Raw genomic sequence first — 12,144 nt, 5'->3', positions numbered from 1 at the left:
AGGCAATTTGGCAGGCCGGATGTTTTCATCAGTCGCGCCGGACTTCAAGCGCTAAACACGTCCCTTCTTTGCCGGATTCGAAGTAGGGTTAAGCCGGCTCAGAAACAAAGAAGCCTCCCGGTGGGAGGCTTCCAAGACATGCGCATTGTTTGACCTTTGTTCAGCCCTGGCGGGCGAGCGAGAACTGGGCGCCCGCATCCGTCGTGCAGTTCAGCTGCGCCGGCGTCACGAGCGCGCAGTTGACCCTGGACTGGGTGTTCCTGACCAGCGAGGTCATATTGATCTCGACGAGCGTCGGGCTGACATTCACATAGGTGCCGGAGGCGAGAAGCTGGTTGGTGTCGGTGGTGCGCGTCGAGAAGGTGCCGCCGGCAAAGGTGGAGATAATGCCGTTCGGATCGACCCAGGCCCCCTCCACGCCGCTCGCCCGCACCTGCGGCGCCTGGCGGATTTCCCTCGGAGACGACTGGCAGGATGCAAGCGCCGTGGCGGTTGCGAGAATGGTCAGCATGGCGAGTGGCTTCATCGGCGTTTCTCCCGCGTCACGAGTTGAAGCGGGATGCTAATGCAATGCCGCTACAGACTTCTGTTCGCCCCGCTCTACCGCATAATTCGCTCCGCCGGAACCGGGTTGACGGCAAATTGAGCAGCGGAACAGCATTCGAGGGCGACTTTGTGCGCCGGGCGTTGCGCCCAAGCCGCAGGAGGCTCTCAATTTCGCCGTCCAGTCGTGAGCTGCAGGCAATAGAAGGATGCGGTGCGGCGGCGCGAAAATCACGGTCGAGGCGCCCGGAGCCAGCGAGCTCCGGGCGCGATCGGTTTAGCGGACAAGGATGTTCTTGAACTGCCAGGGGTCCTTGGTGTCGATGTCTTCCGGGAAGAGACCGGGGCGGCCGTCGAGCGGCGTCCAGTCGGTGTAGTGGCCTTCGACCGGACCGAGATAGGGAAGCTGCACTTCGAGGCAGCGCCTGTAGTCCATCTCGTCGGCCTCGACTATGCCGGCCTTCGGATTCTCCAGGGCCCAGACCATGCCGGCGAGAACGGCGCTCGTCACCTGCAGGCCGGTGGCGTTCTGATAGGGGGCGATACGGCGGGTTTCTTCCAGCGACAGGCGCGAGCCGTACCAGTAGGCGTTTTTGTCGTGGCCGTAGAGCAGCACGCCGAGTTCGTCGATGCCGTCCTCGAGTTCCGTCTCGTCCAGCACGTGGTGCACCGGTTGCGCCGTGCCGCCGTTGCCGAACATCTCATGCAGCGACAGGACCGCGTCGTTGGCCGGGTGGTAGGCATAGTGGCAGGTCGGCCGATAGGTGACTTCGCCGTTCTTGTCACGGGCGGTGAAGAAGTCGGCGATCGAGATCGATTCATTGTGGGTGACGAGGAAGCCGTATTGCGGACCCGGCGTCGGGCACCAGCTGCGCACGCGGGTGTTGGCGCCCGGCTGCTCGAGGTAGATCGCTGCCTGGCAGCCCTTCTTGTGTCTCCTGGCGTTCTTCGGCATCCAGTTCTCGTGGGTGCCCCAGCCAAGCTCGGCCGGCTGCATGCCTTCCGAGATGAAGCCCTCGACCGACCAGGTGTTCCAGAAGACGTTGAGCGGCTTCGGGTGCTTGGTACGCTGGGTGTCGCGCTCGGCGATGTGGATGCCCTTGACGCCGGCCTTCTTCATCAGCTTGGCCCAGCCTTCGCGGTCGTCCTGATGCGGCTCCTCATATTTCAGGCCGAGGTCGTCGGCGAGGTTGAGGAGCGCCTTCTTGACGAACCAGGAGACCATGCCCGGATTGGCGCCGCAGGTCGAAACCGCCGTGGTGCCGCCCGGATTCTTTTCCTTCTCCCGGCGCATCGTTTCACGCAGCGCATAGTTGGTGCGTGCAGCATTGTCCATTTCGGAGTCGAAGTAGAAGCCGAGCCAAGGCTCGACGACCGTGTCGATGTAGAGCACGTCGAGCTTGCGGCAGAGCTTGATGATATCGAGCGACGAGGTGTCGACAGAGAGGTTGACGCAGAAGCCCTGGCCGCCGCCTTCGGTCAACAACGGCTTCAGCAGTTCCTTGTAATTGTCCTTGGTCACGGCCGCGCGGACGTGGCGCACGCCGTGGCGGGCAAAGATCTCCGTGTCCTTGGCGTCCTCGCGGGGCTCCACCACGATCAGCCGGCTCTTGTCGTATTTGAAGTGGCGCTCGATCAGCGGCAAGGTGCCGTGGCCGATCGAACCGAAGCCGATCATCACGATCGGACCGGTAATCTCGCCATAGACCGGGTAGCTGGTGTCTGCCATTTTTGCGTCTCTCCTGACAAAACGTCTCTGATGCTGCTTGAATGCGCGCGGAATGGCGCGCCTCGGAATTTCGCGTGAGGCCCTAGAGCATAGTTTCGTGTCACAATAAAGGGCCGGCGGGTCAACCGCGATTTCGGATATTGCTTAACCGGCTATCGATAAGAGGGCCGAGATCAGCGCCTCCCGCTTGCTGACAAGGCCTTTATAGGCTGCCTGCGGCGGCGTCAGGTCGTTCAACTGTCCGATGAAGGAGCGGGCAAGGGCGGCCGCATCAGGCCTGTTTCTGAGCGCGGCCACGGGGTCGGAATAGATGCGGATGGTGAAGACGATCGCGCCGGTCCGCGGCAGCTTGCGCAGCGTCTGCCTTTCGACGCGGATGAAGGTGCCGTCCTCGGTCAGTTGGACGGCCTCGGCGCCGATGCCCTCGGCCTTTGATTTCGGGAGATGCAGCGCGCCGTCGATATTGACGGCCCAGTTGAAGCGCTCGACGAAGCGGGCCGGCGAGAGATTGTCGAACATCCGGGCGATCAATTCCGCATTGCGGCTTCCGCCCTCGAAGCCAGGCACCGGGGCGTGGATCTCGTCGAGCGTCCGGCCGAACTTCTCACGAAGAGACCAGGACGACGGAAAGGCGACATAGGCGGCGGTAAGCCGCCATTCGCCCTCCTTGCGTTCCAGGATCGCCAGATCGTCCTGGATCAGCGAGCCGGCGACGACGATAGGGACATCACCGTCGAGCGCGACGCGGCGGCCGCCGGCGATCATCGCGCCGTTTTCTCGGCGGTAAAGCTCAGGGTAGTGGTGCGGAAGGTAGTCCGTCAGTAAATCGACGAGTTCCCGCTGGGCAGTCTCGGTCCGGTCCTCGGCCGCGAAGACCTCTTCGCGGCTTGCGCTAAGCAGCCTCGCCTTTTCGGACAGATAGAAGTCCAGCGCCTCGTCCGGCTCGATCCAGCGATCGGGGTCGAGCTGCGTAAGCCCGATCGTGAAGGGCTTCGACGAACCGTCATAAGGTGTGTGCTTCATGTGCGAATTCGGCACGTTCTGCGACTTAACCATTTTCCCTTCGTTTCACATGTTGTACGACTTGCCGCAAGCTTTTCGTGCTATAGCTTTAGTTGATCCGTCCGCTTCGCGCCGTGATTGATTGTTGTTCAAGCTGGAGCAGACCAACCGTGACCGGTGATTACCTCAAGGCCCTGATGGGTTTGCAAGCCCGATCGCCCGTGCTGATCTCGCTCTACGATCAGCACGATCGGCTGCGCTTTGCCAATGCGGCATTCCGTTCCACCTATCATGTCGGCGCCGATGAGTCGCCGACCTGGGAAGAGATCATGCGCCGCAATCATGCGGCAGGCCGGGGCGCGATAATCGGAGCCGACGACATTGAGGCCTGGATCGCCACGGCGCTCGAGCGGCGCGGCAGCGTGCCGTCCCGTGCGTCGGAAGCCGAACTGCACGACGGCCGGTCGCTGTGGGTGACCGAGACGGTGGACGAAAGGGGCTGGACGCTCTCCATGGCGGTCGACGTGACGGCCATACGGGAAGAGGAGCGCAAGCACCGGAAGGATAGGGATTTTGCCTTGCGGGATTCGCCGGTGGAGGAACTGGTCCACGTCCCCGACCGCCGCCATACGCTCGGGAAGCTTGCCGAATTCATCCAGGATTGCGCCGAGAATCCGCAGATGTGGGGGTGTGTGGCGATCGTCGACATCGACTATTTCAAGGCGATCAACGACCGCTACGGCCCGCAGCGCGCCGACGAGGTCTTGCTTGACTTCGCGCGCCAGATGCAGGGCTTCGTCCGCCGATCGGACTGCTTCGGCCGCATCGGCGGCGAGGCGTTCATGCTGATCCTGCCCGACACGACGGTCAGCGAGTCGAACCTCATCCTCGATCGCCTCTTGGAAAAGATACGCGGCGCCAGGCCGCTCTCCAACATTCCGGAGTTCTACTACACGTGTTCGGTCGGGCTTGCGGAGTACCGCGACGGCGACAAGGTGAGCGATATCTATTCCCGCGCCAACCAGGCGCTCCATCTCGCCAAGCGCGAGGGCCGGGACCGGGTGAAGCGCTATACCCTGCCTGGGTCAGACCACGAGTTCCGCCCGGATCAGACCTCGTAGGGAATTGCCGACATAGAGACGGCCGCGCCGAAGGTCGGCGGCCGACAGCCGCGCCACTCGCGCGCGCCGCTGGCAGATGAGTTCTGTACGCAGCACGCCGGCGAGCAGGCCGCAGGCGATCGGCGGCGTCTTCAATACGCCGTGGCCCTCGTCGAGGAAGATCGAGGTGATCGTTCCCTCGCAGACCTCACCGCGCTCATTGAACAGGAGCACCTCGTCGGCCTCGGCCGAAGAGAACTCGTTGCGCGCCGCCTCGTAGACGCCGCGCCGCGTCGTCTTCATGCGAAGCAGCCGGTCGGAAGAATCGAGCCGTGTCGAAGCGATCCGGACGCGCCAGAGTGCGTCGGCCAGCAGCGGCGCGAACGGTGCGGTCGTCACCGAGATGACACCTTGGCGGTCGAGCGTAAGGCGCACGCGCAGCGCGCCTTCGGCATCGGAAACCGCTTCCCGCAGCCGCGCCTCGGCCGCCGCCGCTCCGGAAAAGCAGAGGCGCCGGGCGGAGCGTGTCAGTCGTGCAAGGTGCAGTCCAAGGCGGACGAAGCCGGCCTCAGGCTCGTAGCGCATGGTCTCTATCAGCGAGAAATCCGTCATCGGGCGACCTCGGCGTCGCCGACGGCGAAGCGCGCCTTCAACAGACACTCGTCATATTCGGCTTCGGCCTTGGAATCGAAGACGATGCCGCCGCCGACATTGAAGATGGCGCGGCCGTCGGGAAACAGCGAGATCGTCCGGATTGCCACGTTGAAGCGGATGACCCCGTTCGGCGCGATGAAGCCGATCGCGCCGCAATAGGCATCGCGGGGGCCGGATTCCAGCTCGTGCAGGATCTCCATGGCCCGCATTTTCGGCGCGCCGGTCACGGAGCCGCACGGAAAGAGGGCGGCGAAGATATCGGCGACGGCAATGTCAGGCAGGAGCTTGGCCCGCACATGGCTCACCATCTGGTGAACGGTGGGGTAGGTTTCGATCTCGAAGAGCTTCGGCACATCGAGCGTGCCGACTTCGGTGATGCGGGAGATGTCGTTGCGCAACAGGTCGACGATCATCCGGTTTTCGGCCTGCGTCTTCTCGTCTTCACGCATCTCGGCGATGATTGCAGCGTCCTCCTCCGCGGTCGCCCCACGCGGTGCGGTGCCCTTCATCGGATGCGTCTCGATCCAGCCGTCGGCGTCGACATGGAAGAAGAGCTCGGGCGATCGCGACAGCAGAAGCGGTCCGTCGAGCGCCACCAGCGCGCCGTATTTGACCGGCTGGCGTTCGATCAGCGACCAGAAGGCGGCGCGCGGGTCGCCGGACCAGCGCGCCTGGATCGGCATCGTCAGGTTCGCCTGGTAGCAATCGCCCTGGCGCAGGTGCTGGTGCAGCTGCTCGAAACGTTGGCGATAGGCAGGAAAATCCCAGCCGGCGCGGGGCTCGGACAGGAACGGTTCGTTTTCGACGCGTCGGCTTGGCTCGGCGAGGGGGTGGTCTGCCGCGGGCGCGTCGAAGACGCCGAAGGACATCAGCGGCGTTTCGCGGTTCTCCTCGGCAAAGGGAGTGAGCTTTTCCTCGAAAAGATGCCCCGCCTCATAGGCCATATAGCCGGCCAGCCATTTGCCGGCGCGGCGGGCAGCCTCGAGTTCTGAAAGTCCGCGTCGAAACTCGGCCCGTGTGCGCGCCGTGATCACGCGCGACGGTTCGGCGAAGACCGTCGTGCGGTCTTCGCTGTCGTCCCGGAAGAGGACAAAGGGCGCGTGTTCGATCATCTAAAGCCGTCGCTGTCAGTCGCCGTCGTGGCCGGATCACGCCTTATCAAGTGCTTCCAGTTCGTCGATCAGCCCCTCAATCATCGACAGGCCCTGTGCCCAGAACGACGGATCGGCGGCATCGAGCCCGAAGGGTGCCAGGAGCTCGGAATGATGCTTGGTTCCGCCGGCCTTCAGGAGCTCGAAATACTTCTGCTGGAAGCCGCTTTCGGCATTGCGATAGACGGCATAGAGCGAGTTCACCAGGCAATCGCCGAAGGCATAGGCATAGACGTAGAAGGGCGAGTGGATGAAATGCGGGATATAGGCCCAGTAGGTCTCATAGCCCTCCGAAATCCGGATGGCCGGCCCGAGGCTCTCGCCCTGCACCGACAACCACAGTTCGCCGAGATCGTCGGCGGTCAACTCGCCCTCTTTGCGCGCCGTGTGGACCTTGCGCTCGAACTCGTAGAAGGCGATCTGGCGCACCACCGTGTTGATCATGTCCTCGACCTTCTGGGCGAGCATGGCCTTGCGCTCACGCTTGTCCCTGGTGCGGTCGAGCAGGGCGCGGAAGGTCAGCATCTCGCCGAAGACGGAGGCGGTTTCGGCGAGCGTCAGCGGCGTCGACGCCATCAGCGCTCCCTGGCCACCGGCAAGCACCTGGTGGACGCCATGGCCGAGCTCGTGGGCGAGCGTCATCACGTCGCGCGGCTTGCCCATATAATTGACGAGCACGTAGGGATGGACGGAGGGCACCGTCGGATGGGCGAAGGCGCCGGGTGCCTTGCCCGGCCGCACGGGGGCGTCGATCCAGCGGTCGTCGAAGAAGCGCCGGGCGATCGAGGCCATTTCCGGCGCGAAGCCGTGATAGGCGGATAGGACCGTGTCCTTCGCCTCGCCCCAGGGGATCAGCGCGGTCGGCGTTTCCGGCAGCGGCGCGTTGCGATCCCAGAACTCCATCTGTTCCATGCCGAGCCACTTGGCCTTCAGCGCATAGTAGCGGTGCGACAGACGCGGATAGGCAGCCTTGACCGCCGCCGCGAGCGCGTCCACCACGTCACGCTCCACCCGGTTGGCGAGGTGGCGGCTGTCGGCGATGTCCTCGAAGCCGCGCCAGCGGTCGGAGATCTCCTTGTCCTTGGCCAGCGTATTGGTGACGAGGGTAAAGGTTCGGATATTCGCCTTGAAGGTTTCGGCAAGCGCCATGGCCGCCTTCTTGCGGTTTTCGGAGGACGAATCCTGCAAGAGGTTCAGTGTCACCTCGAGCGGCAGCGCTTCCCCGTCGACCGAGAAGGTGAGCGAGGCGATCGTCTCGTCGAACAGCCGATTGAAGGCGCTCGCGCCGGTCATAGATTTTTCCAGGAAAAGCTGCTCGAGTTTGTCGTCGAGCTGGTAGGGCTTGTCCTTGCGCAGGTCGAGAATCCACGGCTTGTAGTGGGCGGCAAGACCGTCCGCCTCGAGCGCCGCATCGATGACCTTGTCGTCGATCCGGTTGAGTTCGAGCGAGAAGAACAACAGATGCGCCGATATGTCGGTGAGCTTCGATTGGACGTCGCCATAGAGCTTGCCATTCGCCGGATTGGACGTATCGGAAAAATAGGTGAGGCCGGCGAAGGAGGCGATGCGGCCCATCAGGTCCTCGAGCGCCTCGAATTCCTTGACGGCCGCGCCGATGCCTTGATCGCCCGACTTGCCGGCGGCTTCCGCGAGCTTGCCCTTCCACTTGTTCTCGAAGGCGAGCGCGTCGGCTTCCGCCTTCGCGAGATCGGAGCGGAATTCGTCGGAGGTGGCGGAGGCATAGAGATCCTCGAGCCGCCAGGTAGGCAGCTCGCCGAGATCTGCGGCCGGGCCGGCCTGTCCGGCTGGCGCGCGCAATGGAGAGGGACCGACGGCGGCGAGAAGGGGCGAAGCGAGGGTCATCGGCGGTTCTCTCGTTTGATTGCGGAAGGCAGCGATATGGGGCGCATTGCTATCGCCCGCAATGGCTAAAATGCAAGCATTTCTCAAAACACGATGTTCAGCCCTTTATGGCACGAATGACTGGCATGATTTGGCACATGAGGCTGGCCAAAGAGTACCGCGTGTCCTAAGCAGGAGGCTTTCGTGACATCCCATATTCTTGTCATCGATGACGATCCGGTGCAGCGCCGTTTGCTGACGAACATGATCGAGCGGCTCGGCCATGTCGCGCATCTCGCCGACAACGGGCGCAGCGGGCTCGAACTCCTGGAGCGCAAGGGCGGCATGATCCATGTCATCCTGCTCGATCTGTTGATGCCGGAGATGAATGGTCACGGCTTTCTCGAGGCGCTTGCCGAACGGGGTATCGACACGCCGGTGATCGTCCAGACCGGGCAGGGCGGCATCGAGACGGTCGTGCAGGCGATGCAGGCAGGCGCCTTCGACTTCCTCGTCAAGCCTGTTTCTCCGGAGCGGCTGTCGATCGCCATCGGCAATGTGCTGAAAATGGCGAGTCGCGACGGGCGGGTCAAAACCGCTCGCCGCCCGCGCGGCGGTGCCGTCGGCTTCGACGATGTCGTTTCGGCGAGTCCGGCGATGATCCGCGTCCTCGATCTGGCGCGGCGTGCCGCGCAGTCGAACATCCCGATCGTGCTCGAGGGTGAATCCGGCGTCGGCAAGGAGATGGTCGCACGGGCGATCCAGGCGGCAAGCGACCGGGCGAGCAAGCCCTTCGTCACCGTCAACTGCGGTGCCATCCCGCACAACCTCGTCGAGAGCATCCTCTTCGGCCACGAGAAGGGCGCCTTTACCGGCGCGACCGAAAAACACAGCGGCAAATTCGTCGATGCGGACGGCGGCACGCTCTTCCTCGACGAGATCGGCGACCTGCCGCTCGAGGTTCAGGTGAAGCTGCTGCGCGCCGTCCAACAGGGCGAGATCGAGACGGTGGGCGCGCGCCAGCCGCAGCGGGTCAATGTGCGGCTGATCTCGGCCACCAACAAGGATCTGATCAACGAGGTGCGCGAGGGGCGCTTCCGCGAGGACCTCTACTATCGCCTCAACGTCTTCCCGATCACCATTCCGGCGCTCCGCCGGCGCAAGGAGGACATTCCCGTCCTGGTGCGCGCCTTCGTCGAGCGTTTCACCGCGGAGCAGAGGCTCAACCACCCCTTGACGGTTTCGAGCGGCGCGATGGCGCTGCTCACCGCCTATGACTGGCCCGGCAATATCCGCCAGCTCGAGAACGCCATCTTCCGCGCCGTCGTGCTTGCCGACGGCGGCGAACTCACGGTCAAGGATTTTCCGCAGATCGCCACCCAGATACCGGGCTATGTCGTTGCCGATCGTGGCGGGTTCTCCTGGGGCGAGGGGGGTCCGGACCGCCGCCTGCAGGCTTCCACCCCTGCGACCGTTCTCGTTCCGCGCGCCGAAACTCCGGAGAAGCCCGAGCCGTTCGGCGCGGTTCCCGAAGGGCGGTTCGAGAACGCCATCGCCAGCATCGACGAGGGCGGCGAAGTGCGCAAACTTGCCGAGGTCGAGGAGGAGCTGATTCGTTTTGCGCTGAAGTTCTATCGCGGCCAGATGAGCCAGGTGGCCCGCAAACTCGGCATCGGGCGCTCCACGCTCTATCGAAAACTCAAGGATTATGGCATCGATCCCGACAATCCACTGCGCGAAGCGGCATAAAATCGACGCATTCACACCTCATTTGCCGTCCAATTCAGTCACCGCCGTTTAGACCTTGTTAGGAAACTGTTCACTATATTATAAGGGGCGGTGACTACTGTGGCATATTTGCCATGCTGTCACCTTATTTGACAGTCATCTGAGACAGCAAAGCACGGTTGTCCGTCGAACGGGGATTGAATGCCAAATTTGTTCGGTTTGGGGGGACCCATCGGTTCCTTGACGCGCAGACTCTGCTCGGCGATCACCCGCAAGGGGCCGCAGATTCTCGCCTCCATCGCCTTGACGTGCTCCCTCGTCACTCCCGGAATGGCGCCGCCGGTCGAGGCCGCCGGCCAGACACGGACCCTGAAGCTCTATTTCATCCATACCAAGGAAAAGGCGCAGATCACCTTCAAGCGCAACGGCCGCTACGATTCGAAGGGCCTGCAGCAGATCAACCGGTTCCTGCGCGACTGGCGGCGTAACGAGCCGACCAAGATGGACCCGCGCCTGCTCGACCTCATCTGGGAGGTCTACCAGAAGAGCGGTTCGCGCGACTACATCCACGTCGTCTCCGCCTATCGCTCGCCCGCCACCAACGGCATGCTGCGGTCCCGTTCGAAGGGCGTTGCCAAGAAGAGCCAGCACATGCTCGGCAAGGCGATGGACTTCTATCTACCCGACGTGAGGCTCAAGACGCTGCGCGAGATCGGCATGAAGTTCCAGGTCGGCGGCGTCGGCTACTATCCGACCTCCGGGTCGCCCTTCGTGCACATGGACGTCGGCGGCGTGCGCGCCTGGCCGCGCATGACCCGCAACGAACTCGCGCGCCTCTTCCCCGATGGCAAGACGATGCACATTCCCGCCGACGGCAAGCCGCTACCGGGCTTCCAACAGGCCGTTGCCGATTACAAGCGGCGCGTCGGCGCGTCAGCGATCGAGGTGGCCGGCGGTGGCGCGAAGGGGCCGGGCGACGTTGGCACTGGCAAGCGCCGCAACCTCTTCGCCGCGCTCTTTGGCGGCGGCGGGGACGAGGATGAAGAACCGACGGCGATCGCCGCCGGCGCAGGCGAGGGCGGCGGCGAGGAAGCTCCGGCCAAGGTTCAGACCGCCTCGGCGCCGGCCGATCAGGAGGCGCTGCCGGGTGTCGCTGGTTCGGTCGCTGGTGCGCCGGCCGACGATCAGCAGAATATCAACGCGCCGGTGCCTGCCGTGCGCCCGGCCTTCAAGAATGCACCGGCTGAGAGCGGCGTAGCGGTCGCGCTCGTTGCCCCGGAAAAGAACAGCGCTCAGGAGGCTCTGGCCGCGGCCATGCCGCAAACCGGGCAAACGCCATCGGAATATCCGGATCTCAGCGCGCTGAAGGTGCCGGTCCCGCAGATGCGTGAGAACACGCTCATGGCCGGCGAAACGCTCGTGGCCTCCGCCGACGGCCAGACACCCGAGCTCGGCTTCGTGCCGGTGCCGGGAATGCGTCCGGCCGGACAGGCTGCGCTTGCCGCGGTCGCCGAGGCCGACGTCACCGCCCCGCTCGTTGAGGAGCGCCCGGTTGCGGCCGCATCCATGGCCGAGACGATCGCCATGGCCCGGCCGCCCGAAACGCGGGTCGCGCTCGCGGCCCCCACGGTCGAGGAGCATGCTGCACCGGCGGTCCAAATGGCCGCCTATGCGCCGCAGCCCGCCGGCCGCTCGCGGGCCTCGATCTTCGACAGCGCCTTCGACACCGAAGCGGACTTGCCGTCGAAGGGCGCCCGCCCGAAGCGGCAGGATGCAGAAGCGGCAAGCCGCTCCTCCGTCCGGACCGAGCCGAAGCTGACGAAGAAGATCATTTCCGAATGGGCGCTTTCGACCGGCCGCGTCGCCACGCTGTCGAAGCCGGTCAAGGCGCCGCGCTTCGTCAGCAGTTCGCTCAGAGCCGCGCCGACGACCGTCTATGCGGCCGGCTTCAACAGCAATGCCGGCGCCACGGTCGATACGGCTCGCTTCAGCGGCACTGCGGTGAATTTCATGGAAGTGAAGAAGTTCAGTACCAACTGAGTTCCTTTCCCGGACACAGAAAAAGCCCGCCAGGTCTGAGCTGACCGGCGGGCTTTTTCATTCAGCCTGATCGGGCTTAAGCGGCCTCGTCGGCGGCGGGGACCATGCCCAGCGCCTGCAGATAGGTGTCGAGGATCGCCTCCTGCTCCATGCGCTCGTCGGCGTCCTGCTTGCGGATCGAAATGACCTTGCGCAGGATCTTCGTGTCGAAACCCATCGACTTGGCTTCGCCATAGACATCCTTGATGTCATCGGCGATCGTCTTCTTTTCTTCTTCCAGCCGCTCGATCCGTTCGATGAAAGCGCGAAGCTGATCGCGTGCGAAGCCTTGAGCATCGGACATGGTCTTCTCCTT

The 12,144-nt window shown here is 63.9% G+C and carries 10 protein-coding genes; 3 read left to right on the top strand and 7 right to left on the bottom strand.

What is annotated here, in order from left to right; translation table 11 throughout:
- Window positions 1-160: 160 nt before the first annotated feature.
- From omp10 to ATC00_RS27675, 3 genes are all read right to left on the bottom strand, one after another.
- Window positions 161-526 (bottom strand): outer membrane lipoprotein Omp10, encoded by a 366-nt coding sequence (gene omp10, locus ATC00_RS27685; RefSeq protein WP_037389211.1) that lies wholly within the window; start codon window positions 524-526, stop codon window positions 161-163.
- Window positions 527-820: 294 nt separating this feature from the next.
- The gene (locus ATC00_RS27680; protein ID WP_037389209.1) at window positions 821-2,272 is read right to left on the bottom strand and encodes a homospermidine synthase; all 1,452 of its coding nucleotides are present in this window, start codon (window positions 2,270-2,272) and stop codon (window positions 821-823) included.
- A 144-nt stretch (window positions 2,273-2,416) separates the two neighbouring features.
- Complete coding sequence (locus ATC00_RS27675; protein WP_064255208.1) at window positions 2,417-3,328, bottom strand: heme-dependent oxidative N-demethylase family protein; 912 nt, start codon at window positions 3,326-3,328, stop codon at window positions 2,417-2,419.
- Between the two features lie 116 nt (window positions 3,329-3,444).
- Between ATC00_RS27675 and ATC00_RS27670 the strand changes: the two genes are divergently transcribed.
- On the top strand, window positions 3,445-4,395 hold the full coding sequence (locus tag ATC00_RS27670) for a GGDEF domain-containing protein (protein ID WP_037389202.1): 951 nt from the start codon (window positions 3,445-3,447) through the stop codon (window positions 4,393-4,395).
- On the opposite strand, the gene ATC00_RS27665 is transcribed toward ATC00_RS27670, so the two are convergent.
- The 3 genes from ATC00_RS27665 to ATC00_RS27655 are packed head-to-tail and all read right to left on the bottom strand — an operon-like array spanning window position 4,360 to window position 8,042.
- Window positions 4,360-4,986 carry an aminotransferase class IV family protein gene (locus ATC00_RS27665; protein WP_064255207.1) on the bottom strand — a complete coding sequence of 209 codons (627 nt, stop codon included), beginning with the start codon at window positions 4,984-4,986 and terminating at the stop codon, window positions 4,360-4,362. The two genes, ATC00_RS27670 and ATC00_RS27665, sit on opposite strands and share 36 nt — an antisense overlap.
- Window positions 4,983-6,140 carry an aminodeoxychorismate synthase component I gene (locus ATC00_RS27660; RefSeq protein WP_064255206.1) on the bottom strand — a complete coding sequence of 386 codons (1,158 nt, stop codon included), beginning with the start codon at window positions 6,138-6,140 and terminating at the stop codon, window positions 4,983-4,985. The genes ATC00_RS27665 and ATC00_RS27660 overlap by 4 nt, the downstream gene beginning before the upstream one ends.
- 36 nt (window positions 6,141-6,176) lie before the next feature.
- Window positions 6,177-8,042 (bottom strand): M3 family oligoendopeptidase, encoded by a 1,866-nt coding sequence (locus ATC00_RS27655; RefSeq protein WP_037389194.1) that lies wholly within the window; start codon window positions 8,040-8,042, stop codon window positions 6,177-6,179.
- 183 nt (window positions 8,043-8,225) lie between these two features.
- Between ATC00_RS27655 and ATC00_RS27650 the strand changes: the two genes are divergently transcribed.
- Together ATC00_RS27650 and ATC00_RS27645 are read left to right on the top strand one after the other, a co-directional pair.
- Entirely contained in the window at window positions 8,226-9,770 is a 1,545-nt protein-coding gene (locus ATC00_RS27650; protein WP_037389191.1) for a sigma-54-dependent transcriptional regulator, read from the top strand.
- Between the two features lie 180 nt (window positions 9,771-9,950).
- The gene (locus ATC00_RS27645; RefSeq protein ID WP_037389188.1) at window positions 9,951-11,789 is read left to right on the top strand and encodes a DUF882 domain-containing protein; all 1,839 of its coding nucleotides are present in this window, start codon (window positions 9,951-9,953) and stop codon (window positions 11,787-11,789) included.
- A 76-nt stretch (window positions 11,790-11,865) separates the two neighbouring features.
- On the opposite strand, the gene ATC00_RS27640 is transcribed toward ATC00_RS27645, so the two are convergent.
- A complete protein-coding gene (locus ATC00_RS27640; RefSeq protein ID WP_037389186.1) occupies window positions 11,866-12,132 on the bottom strand; it encodes a DUF2312 domain-containing protein in 267 nt (88 codons plus the stop codon).
- Window positions 12,133-12,144: the final 12 nt, after the last annotated feature.

The organism is Sinorhizobium americanum, from assembly GCF_001651855.1.
Classification (GTDB): domain Bacteria; phylum Pseudomonadota; class Alphaproteobacteria; order Rhizobiales; family Rhizobiaceae; genus Sinorhizobium; species Sinorhizobium americanum.
This window is presented reverse-complemented; position numbering and strand designations above follow the sequence as displayed.

What these genes read in the sequence shown, in the direction of transcription:
- omp10 (WP_037389211.1), bottom strand. Translation starts at nt 526, where the DNA reads ATGAAGCCACTCGCCATGCTGACCATTCTCGCAACCGCCACGGCGCTT.
- ATC00_RS27680 (WP_037389209.1), bottom strand. Translation starts at nt 2,272, where the DNA reads ATGGCAGACACCAGCTACCCGGTCTATGGCGAGATTACCGGTCCGATC.
- ATC00_RS27675 (WP_064255208.1), bottom strand. Translation starts at nt 3,328, where the DNA reads ATGGTTAAGTCGCAGAACGTGCCGAATTCGCACATGAAGCACACACCT.
- ATC00_RS27665 (WP_064255207.1), bottom strand. Translation starts at nt 4,986, where the DNA reads ATGACGGATTTCTCGCTGATAGAGACCATGCGCTACGAGCCTGAGGCC.
- ATC00_RS27660 (WP_064255206.1), bottom strand. Translation starts at nt 6,140, where the DNA reads ATGATCGAACACGCGCCCTTTGTCCTCTTCCGGGACGACAGCGAAGAC.
- ATC00_RS27655 (WP_037389194.1), bottom strand. Translation starts at nt 8,042, where the DNA reads ATGACCCTCGCTTCGCCCCTTCTCGCCGCCGTCGGTCCCTCTCCATTG.
- ATC00_RS27645 (WP_037389188.1), top strand. Translation starts at nt 9,951, where the DNA reads ATGCCAAATTTGTTCGGTTTGGGGGGACCCATCGGTTCCTTGACGCGC.
- ATC00_RS27640 (WP_037389186.1), bottom strand. Translation starts at nt 12,132, where the DNA reads ATGTCCGATGCTCAAGGCTTCGCACGCGATCAGCTTCGCGCTTTCATC.